The following is a 22406-nucleotide window of genomic DNA, read 5'->3' on the forward strand; positions in this document are numbered from 1 at the left end:
ACAAGCCATGGAACAGTCCGAAGCCTATCAATCCGCCAAGAAACGCGTTGAAGCCAAGATGAGTTTTTACACGCATCTCATGGTTTATATCGCTATCATTCTGCTTCTTGTGGTGATCAACCTCTTATCCTCGCCCGGCACAATCTGGTTTCACTGGCCCATGATGGGCTGGGGGATTGCGGTCGTGCTTCATGGCTTTGCGATCTTCGTTTTTCCGGGTCGGTTCGCCGTCACCGAAAAGATGATCGAGACCGAAATGAACAAGTCACAGACGCATTCTTGAGGGCTGTCACATGAGCAATGGCAAAACACAAAAATGGGACGCGATTGTTGTCGGGTCCGGCATGGGCGGCATGACAGCCGCCGCCGCACTGTCGAAAACGGGCCACAAGGTATTGCTGCTGGAACAGTACACGACCCTCGGTGGCCTCTCGCACAGCTTTTCGCGCGAAGGTTTCACCTGGGACGTCGGCATTCACTATCTCGGCTGCGTCGCCCCGGGTGACCGGGAAAGGGCACTGATCGACTGGCTGACGCACACGCCGATGCAATTCGAGCCCATGGGGTCGGTCTATGACAATCTGCATATCGGGCACGCACCGCCGCTTGCATTGTCGCGCCCCTTTGAGGCCCAAGAGCGTGATCTGAAAGACCGGTTTCCTGATGAAGCAGAGGCGATCGAGGCATGGATTACCGCCTTAAAGGAAGGGCGGGACTTGATGTATACACTCGCGCCAACCCGTGCGACGCCTGAATTTGTCGGCGACATGATTGATTGGTGGAACCGCCGCGCCATCGACAAATGGTGCAAGCGCACCCTGCAGGCAGTCGTCGACAGCATCACGCAAAACCCGGACCTTGCCGCAGCCTTCATGGCGCAATGGGGCGATCACGGGGGCCGCCCGCACAAGGCGAGCTTTGCCATGCACGCTTTGGTCTACGGCTGTTATCTGACAAGCGGCGCATGGTATCCTGTGGGTGGTGGCAAGTCCTTTGCAGATCATATGATCCCGACGATCACGCAAGCGGGTGGAGAGGCCCGCGCGGGCGTGAAGGTTGACACGCTTTTGGTCGAAAACGACAAGATTGTGGGCGTGCGCACATCTGACGGCGAAGAAATCCGCTCGGACGTGGTTATCTCCAATGTTGGCGCGCGTGAGACGGTCAACAATCTGTTGCCTGCGGGCTTTGGCCCCAAAGACTGGATCGCTGAAATCCAATCACTGCCCCCGTCCATCGCGCATTTCACCTTGTTTCTGGGCTTTGAGGGCGACGTGACAAAGGCAGGTGCTACGAGGTCAAACCATTGGTTCTATCCAAACGGCGAGATCGACGCGATTTGGGATAAGGCACCTGACGGCAATCCACCCGGTTTTTTCGTCTCATTTGCGTCCCTCAAAGACCCAAGCCACGATCCAGGGCCCAAACAGAAATATGCGGGCGAAATGGTCGTCTGGACCGACTGGAACAGCGTTGCCCATTGGGCCGATCTTCCGTCCGGTCAACGGGGTGCGGATTACAAAGCCTTCAAACAGCAGGTTGAAGACAAGATGTTTGCGCTGTTCAAAGCCAGCTTCCCCGAATTGGCCGAACTGGTCGTATTCCGAGAGCTTTCAACGCCCTTGGCAACGGCGTCAATCACCGGACACCATGAAGGTCGCTTCTATGGATTGGATGGCACGCCCGAGCGCGTCATGAGCGATGCGCTGCGGACAAGGACACCAATCGATGGGCTTTATCTGTCCGGGCAGGACGTGATCAGTCAGGGCATCCAAGGCGCGCTTTGGGGCGGGATTCTGTGTGCGGCCAGTGTTGATCCCAAAGTCTTTCGACAGCTACGGGGGTAATGACTCAATGCACTGGTTCTTGCTGGCGATTGGCATTGCGATCGAACTCCTCGCAACGACCGCATTGAAGCTGTCGGACGGTTTTACGAAGCTAGGGTTTGCCGGGCTGACGCTGATCTGCTTCGGACTTGCGTTCTATGTGATGTCACTTGTGGTACGCACCATGCCGCTGGGAATCGCCTATTCGGTCTGGGCAGGCGGCGGCATCGCTGGCGTCACGTTGATCGGTGCTGTGGTTTTCGGTCAGACACTCGACGGTTATGCCTATCTTGGCGTTGGCCTTATCCTTGCGGGAGTGATCGTGTTGAACGCACTGTCGTCGGCAGCGAGCGGTTGAGAGGCAAAGCGATATGAAAGCGGCGGTCTACGAACGCTATGGACCTCCAGAGGTGGTCGAAATCAAAGAGGTTCCTCGCCCTATGCCGGCTGACGATCAGCTTTTGATCAGGACCTATGCCGCAACCATCACCAGCGGTGATTGGCGCGCGCGCACAATGATCGGACCACGTGGTTTTGGCCCGATCCCGCGTCTTGCCTTTGGCCTATTCCGCCCGCGCCGGAGGGTATTGGGCACTGAAATGGCCGGACGGATTGAGGCCGTGGGGAAGGATGTAACCACCTTTGCTGTGGGCGAAGATGTGATCGCCTTTACGGGCCTCGAAATGGGCTGTCACGCCGAATACATCACCATGCCAGCCAACGGCAAAGTCGTGCACAAACCACAAAACCTGTCGTTTCCTCAGGCTGCGGCTCTTTCGTTCGCGGGCACATCCGCTTTGCATTTTCTGCTTACAAAGGGAGACATCAAATCAGGTGAGACCGTGCTGATCATCGGTGCATCAGGTGCGCTTGGCACGATGGGCGTACAGATTGCCAAATACGTCGGCGCGCATGTCACGGGTGTTTGCAGCACCGCCAATCTGGAGCTTGTGTCGTCTATCGGCGCTGACCGTGTTGTGGATTACACGCAAACCGACATCACCAGCCTTGATGAAACCTTCGATGTTGTCTTTGACACGGTGGGCGCGCTGCCACTTGGAAAGATCAGGCAGATGTTGCGACCCTCAGGGCGCGGTGTGGTGGCCGCAGGCAGCCTGCTCGATAATATCACGGCGCCCATTTGGTCGCTGATGGGTGAGCAGAAATTTTCCGCTGGGGTCGCGGCGGAAACTGTCGAGGATATGCATTTTCTTGCGGATATGGCCGAGAAAGGCGCCCTGAAACCAGTGATCGACCGGATGTATCCGTTCGATCAGATCACGCAGGCCCACGCCCATGTTGGCAGTGGCCATAAGGCTGGCAATGTCGTGGTGGAATTCGCTCAGGCTTAACGCAGCCGAAGCGAGACCACACCGATAACCGTGTGAAAAAACACCAGAGCAAAAATACCCACGCCAACAATATCGCTTTCCTCGATCAGGCTAGAGACGGCGGCGTAAAACCCGGCGGCTGCAAAGAGAATGCTTGCCCATCCTGCCCATGAACCAAAGTCAGAAGATCGCAGCATCGCGATACCGTAAAGCAGTAGCCCCACTGGTGTGAGTACAACCCCGGTTACAACGAATGTGTCGACCCAACCCAGGCTGACTTCCCACGCGACGATCAGAACAGGGAGCAGTTCTGCGGCGGTGTCGGGTGCCTTGTATAGATCGGATATCACGGTTTCAGCCGTATGCGGGATTGCCCCTGCCGCGAGGATAGCAAGGCCCAGCACGGACATGACCATCGCAGCAAGCGCGGTTGCGGGGCTGTCCGCCCGCAGCACGACAAACAACGTCACCGAATGCAGCGCCCAAAGTACCAGCGCAAAAAGATAGGCCGTGTTCTCGATGATCCGGGCCCAGCGAATGTCTGGATACCGCTCCAAGGCGGCCTGCGCATCAAGTGTGTCCAGCCCGACAAAGACGGCAAGGAACGCAAATACACCAAGCAGCAGCGCGCTGCCCAATATGCCCGCAAAGCCGCCCATTCTCGCGGTTGATTGGTCCTTAATCTCCATGTCGTTTCCTTCCAATTAACTATGCTGCGGCACGGTCACCCGTGATCAACATGATCTTTCCCGCGACGGCCCCACGTTCAAGCATTGCGTGCGCCTCCGCCGCATCCCGCAAGGGCAGCTTATGCGCGATGTGTGGTTGCAGTTGCCCCGCAAGGGCCTTGCGAAAAAGCTCTGAAAGCGTGTTGCGGTACCAATCGGGGTTGGCACGGGGGTAATCTTCCATGCCGGGGCCCTTTGCGATGCGTCGGCCTCCCGGCCAAACCGAAAAAATCCCAAGCAGCATAAGGCTGGGCAAAATGATCCACGTGCCTGATTCGAGCGTGCCCGCCATGCCCAGCATCAAAAGCCTACCGCCGGGACGCAGGGACCGCCAAGATCGCAGTAGCTGCCGGGCTCCGCCGACAAGATCAATCACGACATCCGCACCGCCGCCCGTCAATGCACGGGTGCGCGCCACGACAAACTCTGATTGATAATCAATCGGCGCAGCACCATCCGCCCGTATCTGCGCCTGTTTGCTGGTTGCGTCACCGCCAAAGGTTTGTAGCCCAGCATCACGGCCCAATTGCAACAGCGCACTGCCCAAACCACCACCTGCGCCCTGCACAAGCAGGCGCTCGCCTTCGCAGACCTTGGACGCCTGATGCAAGGCCAGACTTGCGGTGAGGTAATTGACGATAAGAGCGCAGGCTGTCACCGGATCAAGAGCATCAGGCACGGCCACCAGATCAGCCGCAGGACGGCAAAGGTATTCGGCATAGCCGCCTGCATCGCCAAATGTCCAACCGCCCACGCGTTGGCCCACTGCAAAGCCGGAAACGCGCGCGCCGACCTTATCGACAATGCCAACGAAATCCTCGCCCGGCGTGTAGGGCATGGGAGGCAACCCGGGAAACCAATGGCCCCGCAACATGACATCGTATGCTGAAACCCCTGCCGCCTCGACCCGCACGCGCACGTCCCCAGGGCCGGGTTCTGGCATGTCCATCGCGACCCATTGCAGCACGTCCGGCCCGCCGCGACGTGGCACGACGATACGGTGGGCCCGTGCCGCAGTCATGATGGAATTTCCGTCAAGTGAGGGTGCGGATGTGTGATGTCCTGAAAATCAAACCCACGAAAGATGAACCATAGTGCCATGACCATCTCCTGCACCGCGATTGGTACAATCAGCAACGGTGCCCAAGGCGGCAAGGGAATGAGCATCGCAGTGCCGACGATACCCAGCAGAACAGCAATCGCGATCAACCCCCAAAGCGAAATCCAGCGGGGGATCAGCCGCGCGTGGAAAAGCGTTCCATAAAGGCAGAGCGCACCAAGCGCGAAGATGATGTTGTAGAGCGTCCCCGCCGTATCACCCCACGCATTCTGCGCGCGGATCAGCATCACTGCGGCTTCGGCCAAGGCCGGGTCCGCGCCCGCAAGCTGCGCTTCGCTGAGCGAGAGCAAGGAGAACTTGTTGGTCAGGGCGACACTGACCAGAATAACGCCTTCAAGCGCCCGAAAAAAGAAATAGGTAAGCGCCAGGCCAACGCTGACTTGGCTCAGGACCGGATAGATGAACGCGCCGATCAGGGGCATGGCGAGGATGCAGATCAGCTCGATTGTCAGGCCCAGCACAATGACTGGCTTGTTCTGCGCCGCAACGCGCAACACGTCAGGCGCATCAAGAAACTGCTTGTAGAACATCTCGCCCAGAAAGAGGAAAGCTGTCGCGATGATGAAAAGCACCCCGACGATGACGCCCGCGCGCCGCATATGTGGGTCATCAAGCTGCACGGTCATTACCTGATCCGACATGTTTCAGGTCCACGCCCCGCGCAAGCAGCCACAGCGCCAGTGCCATTTCGTTGATCCAGATTGGCAAGGACAGGATCAGGTCCGTCGTGCCGCCCATTTCGACCCGGTCGAACAGGATGAGGACACAAGACACCAAGAGCATCAGCCCGCCAATAAGCCCCCAAAGCGACAGCACAGGTGGGACCAGACGGAAGGCATAGAGCATGGGATAAAGCAGCAAGGTGCCGCAACTGAAAACAAGCAGTACCATCAGGAACGCCGTGTCATGCACCGCCAATGTGAATGCCATTTCGTCGGCACTGGTCGATATGATCATCGCCAAAACTGTTGCTGCAACGACGCCCACTGCACCCTCGATAACACGCAGGCCCAGATAGCCTGTCGCGGCTAACTCAGCACATCGGCGCAGAACCGGATAGAACGCAATCGCAATCCCGTCGCTGGCCAAAGCGTTGGCAATCTCCAGCAAGACCGCCAACGCAACAGGATTGTTTTGAGGATCAGTCGCGCGCTGTGAAGCATCCAAAAGCGGGCTAAGAATGATCTGCGCTGCCATCGTTGATGCGGTCGCAATGATAAAAAGCACGCCAGCAATCCGCGCTGCGCGCTGCAATGCATCCGCGGTTGCTAATGGGTGGGAATTCGTGCCGTTCATGAGGTTTAATCAAGTGGTTGAGATTGCAGACAGGGTTAGCAGTCCAGTGTGCTGGCCCATTGATTTTTGTCAGTGGCAAACAAGGGGCTAACGCTACTGATACCCAAGCGATCATCGCCAGGCGCCGAGGAAACGCCCATGAGCACAACAGAAATGGCAAATGCAGCAACCCTGATATCCTCAATTCAGGTGTTCAGTTCTGGCTGGGCCGCACAGCATGATGAACATCGCTTTGGAACGAGGAAACCGCGCCTGTGGTGGGCGCTGACATCGCGAAGCTGGAACAAGATCCCGCTGAATTACTTTCTGATTGCCCATTGCAATGGACCAATCCTGTTTGACACAGGGTTGGACCCAGCGATTGTCTCAGGCCCCAACTACATCTCCAGCGCCATAGGTAGGCTCCTGTTGCGGCGCATCTTCCAGCTTCACATCACGGAAGGTGACAGGCTCGATAGGGTTTTGGCAAAGTCTGGTTTTGACGCAAGCGATGTGCACCTGGCGGTCATGTCCCATCTGCATTTCGATCATGTTGGTGGGATCGCCCAAATCCCGCAAGCCAAACTGCTGGTCAGCATAGGCGAGTGGGCGCAGTTGCTCCAACCGCATCCAGAACACGATTGGATCCTGAGAGAGCATATTGAAATACCGGGTGCTGACTGGCAGCCCTTCGCGTTTCGACCTACAGATGGCCCGCTTTTTGAGGAGTTCCACGGCATTTATGACGTCATGGACGACGGGTCGATGATCCTGCTGCCAACGCCAGGGCATATTGGGCTGACGTTAGGCCATTCTTCCCGCCAAGCGAAAGTAATTCACTTCGAGATTGAAATGAATCCGCTCCATATGCTCATTTAGGTTGCCGTCATGACATGCCGCAACCGTAATGGCGTCGGCAGCAGGCGACGAATTTTGGTAGTCGATGCGACGGACGCCGTGCATCAGCGGCCCATTGCTGCCGTTCGCTCAGGTTACCGTCCGCTGCGGTGCGGCCCGTCGAACCGGCCATTCGCTGCAAATGCATAATGGAGGCTTGGCGAACGGGTAATCTGCGGGACAAAGTGTGAGTTCGCTGCCACTGCGCCAACGACCGCATTAAGTAGCGTAGACGGTGTTTGCGCTCTCTATTTGGCTGCCTCAACGACTGACACCCACAGTGCAAGTGTGCTGCGGTCTTCGATTTTCACCATTCGCTGGTGGAGTTCCCGTTCCCAAGGCCCGCGGTTAGCCCGTGCGTCGCGCAAGGCTTGGTTAAATGCTTCGACCGCTTTATTCTGGTTCTCCTACCTGAGACAGAGCGATACCTCTTTCGAGTTGGATGCGGCTCCTCTTTGTTCGTTCGAGCGAAGAGAAACTCATCCAAGCACCGGCGGTGAGTGAAATGTTGCAAAACCGAAGCTTCTTGGCTCCATCATAGCGATCATTCCGACATGCTCCAGCCATGAGTCCTGCGGTCATTACGCTCAGCCAAACACAAAGGAATGCCCATATGCAAATGGCGTAAACCAAAGACTTAAACCTTGATTTTTGTACCTCCGTTGGCTTTTCCATGCGTCTTGCTAACAACAGTCCAAAAAAGAAAATTCAGTGTGCCGACATTCGTTCGTTGCACAGCATCGGTCAAGTTGGGCTCACTACCGCCATTAGATCGACCGCAGCATATCGCCCGACTAATCCGTCCTCTCATGCCAAGGACGGCCAAAACAGGACCCTGACCGAAGCACCCGACGCTGCGATGCGGCTTCCCCGAAGCGGACTTTGGTTATAACGCGCAAAGCCTCAGAAAGCCGTCGTCGGTACCACGTTAGCCACTGTCGCACGGTTTCGATCAACAAGACCTCTGTCGATGCCCTGGTCAGACCAGTTGGGTTGGTTTGTATGATCGGTTTGTTAAGATGGCAGTAGCTACAAACCCAACTCGGTCAGTCCCAGATGATCGTCAGGGCGACGTCCTTGTGGCCAGTGAAACAGACGATCCGCCTCGGCAATCGGCACGTCATTGATCGACGCATGGCGCGTGGCCATGTAACCGTCAGGATCAAATTCCCAGTTTTCGTTGCCATAGGCCCGAAACCACTGTCCCTCCGCGTCATGGTATTCGTAGCAAAAGCGCACCGCGATGCGATTGTCCGTGTGGGCCCAAACCTCTTTGATCAACCGGTAGCCTGTCTCAACCGACCATTTTCGCTCCAGAAACACACGCACTTCGTCGCGCCCGTTCAGAAACTCGGACCGGTTGCGGCACTGCGTATCCGTCGTGTAGGCCAGCGCGACCTTTTCGGGGTCGCGCGTGTTCCATGCGTCTTCCGCCATCCGGACCTTTTGCACGGCGTCGTCATAGCGAAAGGGTGGGACAGGAAGACGGATCACCAGCTATTGTAGCCCAGGTACTTGCCGGACATTTCAACCTTGACCCGGTCCCCCTTCGGGTTTTCCACCCGCGTTACCGTCATGTCGAAATCGATGGCTGACATGATCCCGTCGCCAAATTTTTCTTGGATCAGCGCCTTGAGTGTTGGCCCATAGACCCCCACGATTTCATAAAAGCGGTAGATGCATGGGTCGGTCGGCACCGCCTGTTCCCAGATTTTGGTGGGGCTCTCTGCCAACACGCTTTCAGCCTCTTGCGGCAACCCCATGACACTGACCATCAGCTTGGCCTTTTCAGCGGGAAAGGCGTTCATGCCCATCGCTGCAGAATGGGTCCACACCGGGGACATGCCGATCTTGTCTGCAATCTCTTCCCAAGTCAGCCCGGCCTGTTTCTTGGCTGACAGGATCATTGCGGTTACGTCTTCTTTGGTCATCATCTGCGTCATGGCAAGGTCTTTCATGATGGTCTCCTCCGGGTCTTAGCTGTTTACGGCCCGCAGGGCCGGCTGTTGGTCTTCAGGGTCGTCGGCAGGTATTGTCTTGTCGATCCGCACCGGTGCCGGCCGGTTCGTTTCACCCGGCGTGGATGGCTGGCCGGACAGTTCCTTGGACCGTTTGCCAAGAAACTGCACCAGATGGTTTCGGATCGCATAATAGTTGGGGTGTTCTATAATCTCTGTCCGGTTGCGCGGGCGTGGGATCGTGATCTCGACGCTTTCGGCGACACGGGCAAAGGGGCCGTTGGTCATCAAAAGGATACGGTCGGCCAACAGGATCGCCTCATCAATGTCGTGGGTGATCATGAAGACGGTTTGCTCCATTTGGCCCCAGATTTTCAGTAATTCGTCCTGGATTGTGCCCCGTGTCAGCGCATCCAGCGCGCCAAAGGGTTCGTCCAGCAGCAAGAGTTTGGGGTGATTGGCGAAGGCGCGCGCGATCGAGACACGCTGGCGCATCCCGCCGGATAGCTGGCTGGGTTTGCGGTGGATTACGTCACCTTCCAGCCCGACCATGGCAAGAAACTCGGTTGCATGGGCGATGACCTTGACCTTTGACCAGTCGGGATATCGGGCCTGAACGCCGAAAGTGACGTTCTTCAGCGTCGTCAGCCACGGCAGCAGTGAATAGTTCTGAAACACCACCCCCCGGTCCAGACTAGGGCCCCTCACCAGTTCACCGTCCATTTTGACAACGCCGCTGGTCGGTTCTGCGAGGCCTGCAAGAATGTTCATGATCGTCGATTTGCCACAGCCGGAGTGGCCGAGAATGACGACAAACTCACCCTTCTCGACGCCAAAGCTGGCGTCGTCAAAGACGGTCAGTTCGCCACCAGCCCCATCTGGAAAGCGCTGCGTCAGTTTTTCGATACTCAGAAAGGAATTCATGGCGCGTCTCTCTATTCGATATACGTCACGCAGCGCTGCAAGAAGCCGAAGGCGGCATCCAGCAACATGCCGACAACGCCGATCATGAGGATTGAAAAGATGACAGAGGTCAGGTCGAGATTGTTCCACTCGTTCCAGACGTAATATCCAATACCGGTGCCCCCGACGAGCATCTCTGCCGCAACAATCACAAGCCATGCGATGCCAATGGAAATGCGCATACCGGTTACGATCGTCGGAGCAGCGGCAGGCAATATGACTGTGAAAGCGGTCTTGATCGCGCCCAATTCATGGGTGCGGGCTACATTGACCCAGTCTTCGCGAACAGCAGCCACACCAAAGGCGGTATTGATCAGCATCGGCCAGATAGAGCAGATGAAAATCACGAAAATGGCGGATGCTTCGCTGTCCTGGATAATGAACAGCGCTAGGGGCATCCACGCCAAAGGGGAAATAGGCCGCAACACCTGAATAAACGGATTCAGCGCCTTGTAGGCGACCGAGGACATCCCGATCAGGAAGCCAAGCGGGATCGCGATGAGCGCGGCCAGCAGATATCCCGTCAGGACCCGATAGATTGAATAGCCGATCTGGATTCCAATACCTTTGTCGTTGGGGCCAGCGTCATAGAACGGGTCTGACAATTGCTCCCATGCCTTGGCAAAGACCTGACTGGGTGGTGGCACGCCCGCCTTGGTCTGTCCCCCACCCGTCAGCAGTTCATATTCCGTCAGCTCGCCCACGGCTTTTTGTGCGGGGATCGACATTTCCCACACCAGCAGCCCAACCAACAGCAAGAGAATGGACAACAGCGCAGCGCGCTTGTTTTCGCTGAGCGTTCCCATCAATCGGCCTTGATTGCGAAGCTGTCGACGTAAGCCTCGGGCGTGTCCGGATCAAAGGTTTTGCCCATGATGGTGTGGGTTTTGTAGGTCACGTCGGGCGCGTCATAGCCAAGGTCCTGCATGACCTTTTTGGCGTCGGCGGCCAGATAAACCTGCTCAGCGACGGCCTTGTAATCCACATCGCCTTCGATATAGCCCCAGCGCTTCATCTGGGTCAGGATCCACACACCCATGGAATGCCACGGGAACGGATCGAAATCGATGCGGTCGGGGACGCGCTGCACCTCTCCCAAACCATCTGCATAGGTGCCGGTCAGCACCTGCTGAATGACCGTGACGGGCTGGTTGAGATAGTTGGTCGGCGCAATGGCTTCGGAAATTTCAATTCTGTTGTCCGGGTTCGAGGCATATTGCGTCGCATCAATGATGGATTTGAGCAGGGCGCCATAGGTATTGGGCAGTTCGGTGGCAAAGGACAACGGCGCGGCAAAGGCGCAGCATGGATGCCCTTCCCAGATTTCCTTGGTCAGGATGTGGATAAAGCCGATGCCTTCGAAAACGGCCCGTTGATTGAACGGATCGGGTGACAGGTAGCCATCAAGATTGCCGGCCCGCAGGTTGGCTACCATTTCCGGTGGTGGAACAACGCGGATCTGGATGTCCACATCCGGATCAAGCCCGAATTCAGCCACAAAGTAGCGCAGCAGGAAATTGTGCATCGAATATTCGAATGGCACGCCAAAGGTGAAGCCTTTCCACTGTGCCGGGTCACGCTTGTCGAGGTGTTCATTCGACAGAACAATGGCCTGTCCGTTGATGTTTTCGACGGCGGGCATGATATAGGGTTCAGCGATGGAACCCGCGCCAAGCGTCATAGCCAATGGCATCGGGGTCAGCATATGGCTGGCGTCATATTCACCTGACAGGGACTTGTCGCGCGCAACCGCCCAACCTGCGGTTTTGATGACCTGCGCGTTCAGACCATAGCGTTCATAAAAGCCCAAAGGCTGCGCCATAATGATGGGAGTGGCGCAGGTGATCGGCACGAACCCGATATTAAGATCGGTCTTTTCGGGTGGTCCGAGATTATCCAGAATAGCCGCCTTGGCCTCGTTGATTGGAAAGACGGAAGCGAGTGCAGCGGCGGCTGTCGTACCACCGACCATGCCCATAAACGATCGGCGACCGATATCGCTTTGACCAAAGACCGACCGGACAATCGCACTTTCGACCGCTTGCTCCAGCATCTCTTCGCTGGACATGACCTTTGCCGCGGGTTCAGCGCTGCTCTTACATGTGTCACACGTACAGCTTTGCCCGTGCCGCAGGTCGGTTTCGGATGAAAAGGGATTACTTAAGGATTTGATCGTCATGACACTCTCCGTCGCTGATGTGCCCCTATGATGGCGCAGTCCAGCATCCCAAAAAATATGCGGTCCAAAAATCAAATAATTTAATATTAACAAATTAAATCAATGCACTAACAAACTATTGTGACGATCCTTTATTATGATTTATCGTAATTTACGAATATTCGTATTGCCTTTGGCTCTGGCGTTAACCTTTATGGCAGCATGGATAGTAAGACGCAGACCTATGATTCCCATCTGGCTGGTGCGTTTGGCCCAACGGTACTGATCAGCCTTGCCACGGACAGGGTTCTTGCCGCGACGCCAGAGGTCTGCGCGCTTTTCGACGATCCCACCCTGGTCGGGCGTTTCTTTGCGCCATACATTGATGACGGCCTTGCTGATTTCGTCGTATTTATCGACGAGGTACAGTATCGCGGCACCGCATGGACGCGGAAAATCACGCTAAGGTCCGCTGCTGATCGTGCGATCAAATGCGAACTGACTGGGCGCGTCACGACCGAAAACACGCAACTGCTGTTATTAAACATCCTTGATCTCGCAGATCTTGAACGCCGTGCGGAAGAGGCTGCAGCCGCACAAATGTATGGCGGCGGCATCCTGGAGTGGCAGCGCGCGCAATCGTTCTTTTCTGAACTCGAACGGCAGAACCAGCTGATCCTTGATGCAGCGGGCGAAGGAATTTACGGCGTCAATTCAGATGGCAAAACCACATTCGTCAACCGCGCAGCCCAAGAAATGCTGGGCTGGACCAGCCAGGACCTGTTGGGTCACGACATTCACCAGAAAATTCACCACCACCACCTGAATGGCGAGGTCTACCCGTCACAGCAATGCCCGATCTATCAGTCTTTCCGCTTTGAGCAGGTCAATCGGATCGAAGATGAGGTGTTCTGGCGCAAGGATGGCAAGCCCATCCGCGTCGAATATGTCTCGACTCCGATCTATGAAGGACAGATATTGGTCGGGGCCGTTGTGATCTTTCGCGATATTACCGAACGGTGGGAAAACGAAACCAAGTTACGCTCTGCCATGGAAGAAATCGCGGCCCTGCGGGATCGGCTGGAACAGGAAAACGCCTATCTGCAAGAAGCGATCAATATCGAGCGGGCGCATCATGAAATCATCGGCACCTCCGCGGCGATCCGGCAAACGATCAGTCAAATCGGGCTGGTGTCCCAGACCGAGGCAAACGTGCTGATCACCGGGGAAAGCGGGACCGGAAAATCACTTGTCGCGTCAGCGATCCATGGCGACAGCAGCCGCAAACGGCGTCCCATGATCCATTTCAAAGGTGGTGCGGTCTCGAGCGACCGGATTGAGAGTGAACTGTTCGGCCACATCCGTGGCGCCTTTGCCGGCGCCGTGCGCGACAGCCCTGGTAAGATCGAACTGGCCCATGGTGGCACACTGTTCATCGACGAAGTCTGCGATATCCCGTTCGAACTGCAGGGCCAGTTGCTTGAGACGCTGCAACAACGATCTGTTATGCGGATGGGCGATCACCGCAATCGTGCCGTAGATTTGCGCGTCATCGCTTCCTCCAGCCGCAACCTTGAACGCGAAATCCAGGCAGGCAGGCTGCGGCACGATTTATTGTTGTTTCTGAACGTATTTCCCATCCATTGCCCGCCACTCCGCGACCGGACAGAGGACATTCCCCTGCTTGCTGTGCACCTGCTAAAGCTGGCATGCAAACGGATGGGGCGCAGGACCCCGATCGTGACCGAGCGGATCATTGCCCAGCTCAAGGACTATGGCTGGCCCGGAAATGTGCGCGAACTGGCCAACGTGATCGAACGTGGTGCAATCGTATCGCAAGCTGGCAAACTGATCGTGGATATCCAAAGCGCGGTCGCACCCGCCGTTCGGAACACGTCCACTCTGTTGTCAGAGGCTGATATTGAACAATTGCGGATTGCAAATCTGATCGCCTGCATGACCGAAACGGGCGGGCGTGTCTCTGGTTCCGGTGGTGCTGCGGAACTGCTAGGGCTGCGGCCAACGACGCTTTACTCGAGGCTTCAAAAACTGGGCCTAAGTAACAGAAACTGGTAAACTGCAATGGCAGTCGATGCGGCATGCAGGCGTGAAATTTTTGATATCTTGTAATTGCCAAAGGCTTACCCGCGACAGCGCAAGGCATCTGATATTGGTCTATGTACTCAGCCAAAGCATCGACGGCCCTGAGCGGACCTTTAACGAGATGCTCGATTGCTGCAGTCGCATCCGCATAGCCGCCATTCGCTGCATCTGCGCGATTTTAATCCTGTGTGAGGTCTCAAGAGCGTGACAAAACCGACCTAGGATTCTCGACCTTCGCTGGCGCAGCATCGCTTTGCAAACACGGCGGGCTTCTCGCTGCGTTGCAGCCCATGTCGCGGAAACGGTCATTGCTGGCTGGTTTAGAAAGGATGGCACAAACCGCGCTGTCGTTGCATGGCGTTTGGACACGAAAGACGCGGATTTCCAAACTTTTGCTGCCGCCGCTTTCGTTGATTTCAAAACTGCTGGTTTCTAATTCAATCCTCTGCTCCGACCAGCTTCGATAATGTAGACTTTGAAGCTGTATAGGCAGTACCGAGAGCGTTGAGGTGCCTCGGGCTGCTGCGCCACACCCATATCATGCCCTCACAACTGTGTGTATTAGACCGCAACGGCCTATTCATATGATATTCGATCGGCATAGGACTGTTGCACAAATTCTTGGGCGCAGGTGGTGAGGTATGGTTCTGGTATTGGACGGTTGGCGGATTGACGTGCCTTCGCGGCGAGCAGAGCGCGGCCCCCGGAGTGTGGTTCTCTCGCCCCGGGCCATCAGGCTGGTGCAGGTTTTCGCCGAAGCGCCGGGCGAGACCTTCAGCCGTGATACACTTCTGAACCGGGTCTGGCCCGAAGTCACGGTCAGTGATGAAAGCCTCACGCAGGTGGTTTCGGAGCTCCGGCGCAAGCTCGACAACAGGCAGTTGGTCGCAACGATTCCACGGGGCGGCTATCGGCTGGCCGCGCCGCTGCTGCGCGAGGCCGGTGCGTCCGGCACGACGACACGTGCCGAAGGATTGGTTTCGTCGATCGACGCATATGCGCTTTGTCTGGAGGCGCGAAGCTGTCTTGGGCGCGCCTATGAGGGCGCGTTGCGGGATTTCACCGCCCTGGCCTCACAGGCTGTGGCGCTCGCGCCGGACGATGGCGAAACCCGGGCGCTTTACGCCATGGCGCTGCTCAAGCGTCACATCTACTGGTCCGAGGGCACCGGTCTGATCGACAGCGCCTTGATCGAGGCGAAGGCGGCGATCCGGCGCGCGCCTGACCATGCTGAAGGCTATTTGGCGACCGGTGCGGCGCAGATCGCAGTGGGGCGGAAGGCCGCCGGACAGCGCGAGATCGCCAAGGCATTATCGCTGGCGCGGGGCGACGCACAGTTGCATTTGGAAGCGGCGATCCACGTCATGGCCGCGGGCAACCATCGCAGTGCGGCAGCTCTGGCGGTGCGGGCCGCCGATCTCGACTCCGCCAGCTTCACCGGCGATCTCCTGGCCGCACGCTATCTGGAGCGTCAGGACCCCGCCCGCGCCCGCATCCACGCAGAGCGGGCGCTGCGCAAGATTCGCGCAGAGCTGGAGGTTGACCCTACGGCCCTGCGCGCCCTCTACGGTCTCGGCCCGCTGCTGGCCCAACTTGGCGACGCGCAGGGCGCTGGCGCCATGCTGGACAGCCTGCCGCATCAAAACAGCCCGCTGGAGTATTACCGCGCCCTCGGCTTTGCGCGGCTCGGCGATGTCTCTTCGGCGCTGGAGCGGATCGACTTCCTGCTGTCGCGCGGCTGGCGCGGCTTTTTCAGCATCGACGCCGACGAAGGCTTCCGCCCGGTCCGGCAGAGCGCGCGCTTCCGGCGCCTGCAGCGCGAACTGATGTCCGCCTGAACGGTTTCAGAACTTCTTCACAAGACATTCAGGATCGCCCGGATGGCGCGGTGTAGATCACTCCTATGCCGGGGTTCCCGGCACGTACGGAAACTTTAACGATAGGATTTGACATGCCATTGGCGATCAACAGCACCGCGCCCAATTTCACCGCGCATACCACGGAAGGCATGATCTGGTTTCACAATTGGATCGGCGATGCCTGGTGCGTTCTCTTTTCTCATCCCAAGGATTTTACCCCCGTCTGCACGACCGAAGCAGGCGTCATGGCCCGCATGAAGCCCGAGTTCGACCGCCGCGGTGTCAAGATCATCGGGCTGTCGCTCGACAAGGTCGAAGACCACAGCCGCTGGTCTGATGACATCCGAACGGCCACGGGACATGCGCCCAATTACCCACTGATCGGTGATGTCGATCTGAAGGTGGCAAAGCTTTATGACATGCTGCCTGCGGAGGCAGACGAAACGTTGGCGCGCACGGCGATGGACAACGCGACCGCGCGCACGCTTTTTGTGATCGGCCCGGATAAACAAATCAAGCTGACGCTGTCCTATCCGATGACAACGGGGCGAGATTTCAACGAGATCCTGCGCGCCATCGACAGCCTGCAGCTCACAGCCCGTCAGCAACTGGCGACACCGGCCAACTGGCAGCAGGGCGACAAGGTAGCGATCGCGTCGTCGGTCTCCGACACCGAGGCGCGCACCCGCTTTCCGGGCGGCTGGGAGGCCCCGGTCCCCTATCTGCGGCTCGTCGAGATGCCGGCTTGAACGAAAGGATTGATCAGATGACCACTACTCTCTCACGCCGTTCCATCCTGATGCTCGCTCTGGGTGTCTCGGCAACCTGCATCCCCAGTGTCAGCCTTGCCCTGGCGGACGGATACCCGAACCCGCGATTCCTGAAAGAACCACAAAGCTTGCTGTCGGACATGGCGATGAAGGCCATGGGGGCAGTTGCGTACCGCAGTACTGTGATCGACCTGCGTCCCAAGAGGGACTTCGACGCCGGACATATCCCAGGTGCGCGGCATCTGCCCGCCGACGCTGTCGCCGCCGAATTCGGTGCGGTGGCGGGTGCGCTGCGGCCGGCGCCGGAGATCGAGGCGATGCTGGGCGCGCTCGGGATCGCCCAAGACCAGCGGGTCGTTTTCTACGACGATCGGGGCGGGTTCCATGCTGCGCGGATGTTCTGGTTGCTGGAGTATTTCGGCCACCGCGAGGTCTCGGTTCTGAACGGCGGATGGACAGGTTGGCTGGACGCCGGGGGTACCGTCACGCGCGATCAGGGCGGGGGCAAACACGCTCGCTTCGAGGCCACGCTCACGCCCCGCCGCCACGCCACCGCGCAGGATGTGCTCGCCCACAAGGATCAGCCCGGCGCGGTTCTCATCGACGTGCGTCCGCCCAGGCTCTTCGCCGAAGGACACATTCCCTGGGCGATCAACGTGCCGTGGTCGCAGAACCTCGACGAGGATGGCCGCTTTCTGCCAGCAGACGCGTTGGCTGCGCATTTCGAAGGGTATGGCATTACCGAGGACAGCGACGTCATCATGCATTGCCAGAACGGGCTTGCCTCGTCGCACAGCTATCTCGCGTTGCGCTTGCTCGATGTACCGCGTCTGCGCGTCTATCACCGCTCCTGGGCGGAATGGGGATCGGCAGGCGATCTACCGGTGGCAACGGGCTGAAGCAGAAACACAGCTGCGCGGGCGGGGGATTGCAGCCCTTTGCGCGCGATCGCCGCGCCCCGTATCGGCATCTACGACCGGTCGTTGGCGGAATGGGGGTCGACGGACGATCACCCTGTGGCGACCGGTTCGGACGGCTGACACCTGATGCCCCGCCTGACACCGGCGGGGCCTCCATCCCACAAGGATCTTCTTCATGACACTACTCGGCAATCCCAGGCGTTCAAGGGTCGCCGCAACCTACGACTCCGCCGCCGACCACTTCGACCTGGCCCCGCTCAGTTTCTGGGACCGACACGGGCGCCGGGCCGTTCACCATGCTAGTTTGCGACCGGGCGAGAGCGTTCTAGATGTCGGCTGCGGGACCGGCGCATCGGCTCTGCCCGCTGCCTCGACCGTTGGTCCGACCGGCTCGGTGATCGGGATCGACATTGCGGAGGCAATGCTCACACGCGCCGGCATGAAAGCTAAAGCTCAAAGGTTGTCAAACATGCGCTTCGAGCGGACGGACATGACGTCGCTGAGTTTCCCGTCAGAGACTTTTGACGCTGTCATCTCGGTCTTCTCGGTCTTTTTCGTCGAGGACGTTGAGGCGCAAATCACAGAGCTCTGGCGCGTTCTGCGACCCGGTGGCCGACTGGTCCTGACATTCTGGGGCAAGGACGCTTTCCAGCCTGGCGCCGCGATCTTTACGGAGGAACTCGGCACTCTGCGTCCGGACATCCCCGAGCCATTGCGCGCCTGGGAACGCCTCACGAGCAGGAACGCGATCGAAGATCTGATCGCTTCCGCCACAAATGTCGTGCCGGAAGTTCATCCCGCGCCGGACCAACAGTCTCTTGCGACACCTCGGGACTGGTGGACCATCGTGATGGGATCCGGTTATCGCTGGGAGATCGACCAACTGACGTCGGACGAACGCCAGCGCTTGGAACAGCGCTGCTCAGCCAGGATCCGGGCCGAAGTCATCAAGGCGATCTCGGTGCCCGCGTTCCATGCAGTCGCCGGGAAACCGATCTGACGCAGCGCGTTGCGCCTTAGGCGCGAAGACACCGGAACACCCGGCGATCACGGAAGGGCATTTGAGATGAATGAATTGACGCAAAACAGCGCGCACATGCGCGCTTCAAACGAGGCCAAGAGGCTCTCGCCGGTCGTGGCGCTGCATTGCTCTGGCGCGGACGGATCGCAATGGTCCAGCCTGGGCTCGGTTTTCGAGGGCAAGGCCACCCTAATCGCGCCCGACTTTCTGGGAACGAGAATCCGTGGGCATTTCGACGCATCGAAAGCCCTTCGCCTCAAGCACGAATCCGAAGCGGGATAGCATCTTGTCGCCAGACAGTTCGCTACGAGGAAGCGGCCCATTGCGGACTCTCCACCGGTTGCTCGGATTCCGCATCTGCAGCCCACATTGCCGCCATTCGCTCCGAGCGCGAAATCTGGGGGCGTTCGAATTCACACCACGCGGGCGATGCGAGCATTTACGGCCCTAGAGCGAACGGCAGGAACACGCCAACCTCTCTTCTCTTCGAGGATTTCGGTGCGGCCGCGTTTGACTTCCTCAAAGGGCGTTCCGAGACTTGAAAGCCACGCGGTTGTTTTTGTTAGGAAATGGATGGCTCGGTTCTTCGACATCAAGTGCCCGACAGAGCGGCCTCCATCCGTCGCCAACTTCGAATTCGACCAGCCTTTCTACTGGGGTAATCTCTCTGACCGATTTCAGATGATTGGAATATGCAGCTAGCGCGGCGTCCTGTTCATCCCAACGGTCGCAGAATTGAAGTGTTAGCCACTCATGAAGTTCCGAAAACGCCTTGGCCTCATCTCGGTCATCGGAGAAGCAGAAATTCCCTGTTTGGATGATCTCCCAAACAGTTTGATCAACACTGTCCCACCAATCCTGTGGTTTTGCGCGGAAAGAGAGCAGCACTTTGGCATCAGGATAAAGATCCGCTGTACCATTCCATACGGCGCTGACTGGCCAGTCCAACGCTGCGCAGTAGCCTTGTAGAATATCGGTCAGAAGGTCTGTTTCGCCGTCAAGGACCCTGTTCCAAAGCCCCACATGCTCTGGCCTCCGATACAATTCGTCCATATGGTAGCACGACCCACCGAGGAGGTGTTCAATTGCATATTTCAAGGACATCGTGCCGGTTCGCGGAAGACCCGCACCTATGATTCTGAGCTCCATGGTCAGATTGTATTTTGCGCCGAAGTCGCGGGAAAGCCTGCGTTTCCGACTATCTGGCGCGCTCGTACAAGAGCTGGTTCTCGCCGCATTCTTTTGTGCGAGATGCAGCCCGTGGACTTGGGCTCGGACCAGCCATTGAACGTAAGTCAGCCGTGCCTCTGCACCCACCAATCCGCGGGATTTTGTCGGAACGGGTAAACATGCACCATCCAACCCTGCAGCACAGCGTTAAACTGTCCGCCGGCTGCTTCACAAGCCTCTCGCGTCGCGATTGAGCCCATTGGACCGAAAAGCGGTTGACCATCGGCCCCGCGCTGGCGCCATGCGCTCCTGTTAAACACCGGTCGGGGCAGGCAGATGTTCACATGCACGTGCCACCGCGCCTGGCTGAGCGGCACACGTGCGTTGAGTTCGGCCAGACTTGTGCCGTGGGGCGCCGTGAACATCGCACCGGCAAGTTCCATCCCGCCGTGCTGTGGTGCGTACAGAAGCGAGCCCGGTGTTTCTGGATTGATCCCTCTGCGCTCAGCCCGCGACAGTCGGCGGTTGACATAATGCACCTCCGGCAGCGTAGCGGGTCCGAAACGCCGGTAACCATCACTCTCGGCAGCCCTCACATCGCCATATTGCATGATCGCCCGACGAACGCGCTCTGCCAAGATCCGTGCCCGGTGAACATCCCCGGCTGCGGCGCGTGTCACTGGAGTCAGTTCAATATGCGGGTTGTGTTCATGATGCTCCATCATGGACCCCATCATCTCAACATTGTCCTGAGCGATGACGTCTGTAGACAACATGGATGTGGTAAGGCCAAACAGAACATGGCGACGTGTCATGGACATGATTATCTCCTCACTTTTTCAGTTGATGATACGAGCGAGCGCCGCATTTCCGTCGCTGCAAGGCGTCCGTACCGAACAAAACCGCTATTCCGCTTGCGTGAAGCTTTGGTCGATATAGAATCGATACGGTCATCGGAGGCCTCGCACAGTTGTGCACGACAGCAAATTTACTGACCGTCGAGCACGGCCCAGAGCGGACCTTCAGCTGGCTGCCCGTCGCTGCAGCGCAACTTCCCCAAACCGGCCATTGATCGAGGGCGCAGCATTCTTGCAACTTGGACGATCGGCTAGCGAACTGCACTCCTTCAAGCACCATCCCACCGTCTCAACATCCAGTACCATTGTTCTGGGTCCGCCATGATCCGCCTAGACAGACTGTCGTTGAAAGCACGCGTCATTTCGATGCTGTCGGTGTGGGGGATTGGAGCTTCGAACTCTACGCGGAATGTGTTTCCATCACCAATGCGGGTGCCAAATGCAGGGATCATGGGCAGATCGTATTTCAATGCGAGCTGGGCCGCCGAGAGAGATGTGAGCGCGTCATGCCCGAGAAACGGTATCCGTACACCTTCTGAATACTTTTCATCCAACAAGATTGAAATAATGCCGCCATTCCGTAGATGCCGCACAAGGGCTCTGGTTCCGACGCGGCCGGTCGCCAAAATCGGCTTCCCCCCTGCCTCGATCCCGGCACGAATGCGGCGCTCGTAGTGGCGGTTCTTGTGCGGCCGATACACAGCTCCGCTTTCGAGCCCATGCATTTTGATCACGGCGCGAACAGCTTCCCACTGTCCGAAATGGCCGGAAACAACGATCGCTCCCTTGCCAGCCCTTTGAGCCTCTTTCAGAGCATCAAGGCCAGGACCGGAGGCCCTGAACTTGTGGTGTTGGGTCTGAAATTCAGCATCGTGATAGATCTCGAACAGAGTTCTACCCATATGCCAGCCCATATCTTGGCCGAGCTTGGCGCGGGTGCTGCGCTTCATATCGGGAAAGACCCGTTTGGCTTCGCGGTCAAATCGGCTCCTTGCTGGGGGGAACCAACGCATGATGGCTCTGAATGTCGTTCCCAATCCACCAGAACGAGAGTCAAAGGAGCGCCACCTCACAGCGGTCAGCGCCGACCACAGTGGGAAGTATCTTGCGTGCTGCAGAACTGATTTCAACGATGCGGAGAGCATTGTTCTCTATGACTGGTTCCAGCGGCAATACCAACCGAAAACGATAGAGCGCATCACACCGGTTCGTTTGAGACGCGGCTTGTTTGAACGGGTTCTTACCTTTCCAGTGGCACCACAGCGCAACCCAAACGCCGCTTCGGGAGTCTCTAGCCCTCCCGGCCCAAACCGGATGAGGTGGGTGGCTCCTGCTCCACCGGCATCGAATGTGCCAAAGTGCAGTTATCATCAACTGCTAGGATAGGAGCCACCCAATGACAGTTAAGACAGTCGGCCTAGATTTGGCCAAGGATGTTTTTCAAGTTCAC

The 22406-nt window shown here is 57.7% G+C and carries 23 protein-coding genes; 11 read left to right on the forward strand and 12 right to left on the reverse strand.

Annotated features, from left to right (window positions below; genetic code table 11):
* The first annotated feature begins 7 nt into the window (after positions 1–7).
* The 4 genes from ACFWW2_RS11900 to ACFWW2_RS11915 are packed head-to-tail and all read left to right on the forward strand — an operon-like array spanning position 8 to position 3178.
* Positions 8–283, forward strand: a complete 276-nt coding sequence (locus ACFWW2_RS11900; RefSeq protein ID WP_393928295.1) for a 2TM domain-containing protein — start codon at positions 8–10, stop codon at positions 281–283.
* A gap of 10 nt (positions 284–293) precedes the next feature.
* Positions 294–1847, forward strand: a complete 1554-nt coding sequence (locus ACFWW2_RS11905; protein WP_393928296.1) for a phytoene desaturase family protein — start codon at positions 294–296, stop codon at positions 1845–1847.
* A gap of 7 nt (positions 1848–1854) precedes the next feature.
* Positions 1855–2184: a DMT family transporter gene (locus tag ACFWW2_RS11910; RefSeq protein ID WP_393928297.1), complete on the forward strand. Its 330-nt coding sequence runs from the start codon at positions 1855–1857 to the stop codon at positions 2182–2184.
* Positions 2185–2197: 13 nt separating this feature from the next.
* Complete coding sequence (locus ACFWW2_RS11915; protein WP_393928298.1) at positions 2198–3178, forward strand: NAD(P)-dependent alcohol dehydrogenase; 981 nt, start codon at positions 2198–2200, stop codon at positions 3176–3178.
* Here the strand turns inward: ACFWW2_RS11915 and ACFWW2_RS11920 are convergent.
* Genes ACFWW2_RS11920 through ACFWW2_RS11935 form a run of 4 tightly spaced genes read right to left on the reverse strand, consistent with a single transcriptional unit; the run spans position 3175 to position 6301 of the window.
* A complete protein-coding gene (locus tag ACFWW2_RS11920; RefSeq protein ID WP_393928299.1) occupies positions 3175–3846 on the reverse strand; it encodes a hypothetical protein in 672 nt (223 codons plus the stop codon). The two genes, ACFWW2_RS11915 and ACFWW2_RS11920, sit on opposite strands and share 4 nt — an antisense overlap.
* 19 nt (positions 3847–3865) lie before the next feature.
* Complete coding sequence (locus ACFWW2_RS11925) at positions 3866–4906, reverse strand: zinc-binding dehydrogenase (RefSeq protein ID WP_393928300.1); 1041 nt, start codon at positions 4904–4906, stop codon at positions 3866–3868.
* Positions 4903–5646 (reverse strand): DUF4386 domain-containing protein, encoded by a 744-nt coding sequence (locus ACFWW2_RS11930; protein WP_393928301.1) that lies wholly within the window; start codon positions 5644–5646, stop codon positions 4903–4905. The genes ACFWW2_RS11925 and ACFWW2_RS11930 overlap by 4 nt, the downstream gene beginning before the upstream one ends.
* Positions 5615–6301, reverse strand: a complete 687-nt coding sequence (locus ACFWW2_RS11935; RefSeq protein ID WP_393928302.1) for a DUF4386 domain-containing protein — start codon at positions 6299–6301, stop codon at positions 5615–5617. Before ACFWW2_RS11935 ends, ACFWW2_RS11930 begins: the two co-directional genes overlap by 32 nt.
* A gap of 138 nt (positions 6302–6439) precedes the next feature.
* On the opposite strand from ACFWW2_RS11935, the gene ACFWW2_RS11940 reads away from it, so the two are divergent.
* Complete coding sequence (locus ACFWW2_RS11940; protein WP_393928303.1) at positions 6440–7159, forward strand: MBL fold metallo-hydrolase; 720 nt, start codon at positions 6440–6442, stop codon at positions 7157–7159.
* Between the two features lie 1047 nt (positions 7160–8206).
* Here ACFWW2_RS11940 and ACFWW2_RS11945 read toward each other — a convergent pair.
* The 5 genes from ACFWW2_RS11945 to ACFWW2_RS11965 are packed head-to-tail and all read right to left on the reverse strand — an operon-like array spanning position 8207 to position 12277.
* Positions 8207–8671 (reverse strand): DUF1348 family protein, encoded by a 465-nt coding sequence (locus ACFWW2_RS11945; protein ID WP_393928304.1) that lies wholly within the window; start codon positions 8669–8671, stop codon positions 8207–8209.
* Positions 8668–9135, reverse strand: a complete 468-nt coding sequence (cynS, locus tag ACFWW2_RS11950) for a cyanase (RefSeq protein ID WP_393928305.1) — start codon at positions 9133–9135, stop codon at positions 8668–8670. The genes ACFWW2_RS11945 and cynS overlap by 4 nt, the downstream gene beginning before the upstream one ends.
* A gap of 18 nt (positions 9136–9153) precedes the next feature.
* Positions 9154–10059 (reverse strand): ABC transporter ATP-binding protein, encoded by a 906-nt coding sequence (locus ACFWW2_RS11955; RefSeq protein ID WP_393928306.1) that lies wholly within the window; start codon positions 10057–10059, stop codon positions 9154–9156.
* 11 nt (positions 10060–10070) lie between these two features.
* Positions 10071–10904, reverse strand: a complete 834-nt coding sequence (ntrB, locus tag ACFWW2_RS11960) for a nitrate ABC transporter permease (RefSeq protein WP_393928307.1) — start codon at positions 10902–10904, stop codon at positions 10071–10073.
* Positions 10904–12277 (reverse strand): CmpA/NrtA family ABC transporter substrate-binding protein, encoded by a 1374-nt coding sequence (locus ACFWW2_RS11965; RefSeq protein WP_393928308.1) that lies wholly within the window; start codon positions 12275–12277, stop codon positions 10904–10906. Before ACFWW2_RS11965 ends, ntrB begins: the two co-directional genes overlap by 1 nt.
* Before the next feature lie 201 nt (positions 12278–12478).
* On the opposite strand from ACFWW2_RS11965, the gene ACFWW2_RS11970 reads away from it, so the two are divergent.
* From ACFWW2_RS11970 to ACFWW2_RS11995, 6 genes are all read left to right on the forward strand, one after another.
* Positions 12479–14332, forward strand: coding sequence for a sigma-54 interaction domain-containing protein (locus tag ACFWW2_RS11970; protein ID WP_393928309.1), 1854 nt, complete (start codon positions 12479–12481; stop codon positions 14330–14332).
* Positions 14333–15000: 668 nt separating this feature from the next.
* The gene (locus ACFWW2_RS11975) at positions 15001–16197 is read left to right on the forward strand and encodes a winged helix-turn-helix domain-containing protein (RefSeq protein ID WP_393928310.1); all 1197 of its coding nucleotides are present in this window, start codon (positions 15001–15003) and stop codon (positions 16195–16197) included.
* Between the two features lie 113 nt (positions 16198–16310).
* Positions 16311–16967, forward strand: coding sequence for a peroxiredoxin (locus ACFWW2_RS11980; protein WP_393928311.1), 657 nt, complete (start codon positions 16311–16313; stop codon positions 16965–16967).
* 17 nt (positions 16968–16984) lie between these two features.
* On the forward strand, positions 16985–17887 hold the full coding sequence (locus ACFWW2_RS11985) for a sulfurtransferase (protein WP_393928312.1): 903 nt from the start codon (positions 16985–16987) through the stop codon (positions 17885–17887).
* Positions 17888–18083: 196 nt separating this feature from the next.
* Positions 18084–18908 carry a class I SAM-dependent methyltransferase gene (locus tag ACFWW2_RS11990; RefSeq protein WP_393928313.1) on the forward strand — a complete coding sequence of 275 codons (825 nt, stop codon included), beginning with the start codon at positions 18084–18086 and terminating at the stop codon, positions 18906–18908.
* 66 nt (positions 18909–18974) lie between these two features.
* Positions 18975–19211, forward strand: a complete 237-nt coding sequence (locus ACFWW2_RS11995; protein ID WP_393928314.1) for a hypothetical protein — start codon at positions 18975–18977, stop codon at positions 19209–19211.
* Between the two features lie 237 nt (positions 19212–19448).
* Here the strand turns inward: ACFWW2_RS11995 and ACFWW2_RS12000 are convergent, their stop codons facing one another.
* The 3 genes from ACFWW2_RS12000 to ACFWW2_RS12010 all read right to left on the reverse strand — a co-directional run bounded on the left by ACFWW2_RS12000 (position 19449) and on the right by ACFWW2_RS12010 (position 22101).
* A complete protein-coding gene (locus ACFWW2_RS12000) occupies positions 19449–20078 on the reverse strand; it encodes a sulfotransferase family protein (protein ID WP_393928315.1) in 630 nt (209 codons plus the stop codon).
* 146 nt (positions 20079–20224) lie between these two features.
* On the reverse strand, positions 20225–20920 hold the full coding sequence (locus ACFWW2_RS12005; protein WP_393928316.1) for a hypothetical protein: 696 nt from the start codon (positions 20918–20920) through the stop codon (positions 20225–20227).
* Positions 20921–21225: 305 nt separating this feature from the next.
* On the reverse strand, positions 21226–22101 hold the full coding sequence (locus ACFWW2_RS12010) for a lysophospholipid acyltransferase family protein (protein ID WP_393928317.1): 876 nt from the start codon (positions 22099–22101) through the stop codon (positions 21226–21228).
* Positions 22102–22406: the final 305 nt, after the last annotated feature.

Source organism: Yoonia sp. R2-816, assembly GCF_046762905.1.
Taxonomy (GTDB): domain Bacteria; phylum Pseudomonadota; class Alphaproteobacteria; order Rhodobacterales; family Rhodobacteraceae; genus Yoonia.

Excerpts from the sequence above, each read along its gene's own strand:
- ACFWW2_RS12010 (WP_393928317.1), bottom strand. The coding sequence starts at position 22,101 with ATGCTCTCCGCATCGTTGAAATCAGTTCTGCAGCACGCAAGATACTTC.
- ACFWW2_RS11905 (WP_393928296.1), top strand. The coding sequence starts at position 294 with ATGAGCAATGGCAAAACACAAAAATGGGACGCGATTGTTGTCGGGTCC.
- ACFWW2_RS11990 (WP_393928313.1), top strand. The coding sequence starts at position 18,084 with ATGACACTACTCGGCAATCCCAGGCGTTCAAGGGTCGCCGCAACCTAC.
- ACFWW2_RS11940 (WP_393928303.1), top strand. The coding sequence starts at position 6,440 with ATGAGCACAACAGAAATGGCAAATGCAGCAACCCTGATATCCTCAATT.
- ACFWW2_RS11985 (WP_393928312.1), top strand. The coding sequence starts at position 16,985 with ATGACCACTACTCTCTCACGCCGTTCCATCCTGATGCTCGCTCTGGGT.
- ntrB (WP_393928307.1), bottom strand. The coding sequence starts at position 10,904 with ATGGGAACGCTCAGCGAAAACAAGCGCGCTGCGCTGTTGTCCATTCTC.
- ACFWW2_RS12000 (WP_393928315.1), bottom strand. The coding sequence starts at position 20,078 with ATGGAGCTCAGAATCATAGGTGCGGGTCTTCCGCGAACCGGCACGATG.
- ACFWW2_RS12005 (WP_393928316.1), bottom strand. The coding sequence starts at position 20,920 with ATGTCCATGACACGTCGCCATGTTCTGTTTGGCCTTACCACATCCATG.
- ACFWW2_RS11930 (WP_393928301.1), bottom strand. The coding sequence starts at position 5,646 with ATGTCGGATCAGGTAATGACCGTGCAGCTTGATGACCCACATATGCGG.
- cynS (WP_393928305.1), bottom strand. The coding sequence starts at position 9,135 with ATGAAAGACCTTGCCATGACGCAGATGATGACCAAAGAAGACGTAACC.
- ACFWW2_RS11910 (WP_393928297.1), top strand. The coding sequence starts at position 1,855 with ATGCACTGGTTCTTGCTGGCGATTGGCATTGCGATCGAACTCCTCGCA.
- ACFWW2_RS11975 (WP_393928310.1), top strand. The coding sequence starts at position 15,001 with ATGGTTCTGGTATTGGACGGTTGGCGGATTGACGTGCCTTCGCGGCGA.
- ACFWW2_RS11925 (WP_393928300.1), bottom strand. The coding sequence starts at position 4,906 with ATGACTGCGGCACGGGCCCACCGTATCGTCGTGCCACGTCGCGGCGGG.
- ACFWW2_RS11935 (WP_393928302.1), bottom strand. The coding sequence starts at position 6,301 with ATGAACGGCACGAATTCCCACCCATTAGCAACCGCGGATGCATTGCAG.
- ACFWW2_RS11995 (WP_393928314.1), top strand. The coding sequence starts at position 18,975 with ATGAATGAATTGACGCAAAACAGCGCGCACATGCGCGCTTCAAACGAG.
- ACFWW2_RS11900 (WP_393928295.1), top strand. The coding sequence starts at position 8 with ATGGAACAGTCCGAAGCCTATCAATCCGCCAAGAAACGCGTTGAAGCC.
- ACFWW2_RS11970 (WP_393928309.1), top strand. The coding sequence starts at position 12,479 with ATGGATAGTAAGACGCAGACCTATGATTCCCATCTGGCTGGTGCGTTT.
- ACFWW2_RS11920 (WP_393928299.1), bottom strand. The coding sequence starts at position 3,846 with ATGGAGATTAAGGACCAATCAACCGCGAGAATGGGCGGCTTTGCGGGC.
- ACFWW2_RS11980 (WP_393928311.1), top strand. The coding sequence starts at position 16,311 with ATGCCATTGGCGATCAACAGCACCGCGCCCAATTTCACCGCGCATACC.
- ACFWW2_RS11955 (WP_393928306.1), bottom strand. The coding sequence starts at position 10,059 with ATGAATTCCTTTCTGAGTATCGAAAAACTGACGCAGCGCTTTCCAGAT.
- ACFWW2_RS11965 (WP_393928308.1), bottom strand. The coding sequence starts at position 12,277 with ATGACGATCAAATCCTTAAGTAATCCCTTTTCATCCGAAACCGACCTG.
- ACFWW2_RS11915 (WP_393928298.1), top strand. The coding sequence starts at position 2,198 with ATGAAAGCGGCGGTCTACGAACGCTATGGACCTCCAGAGGTGGTCGAA.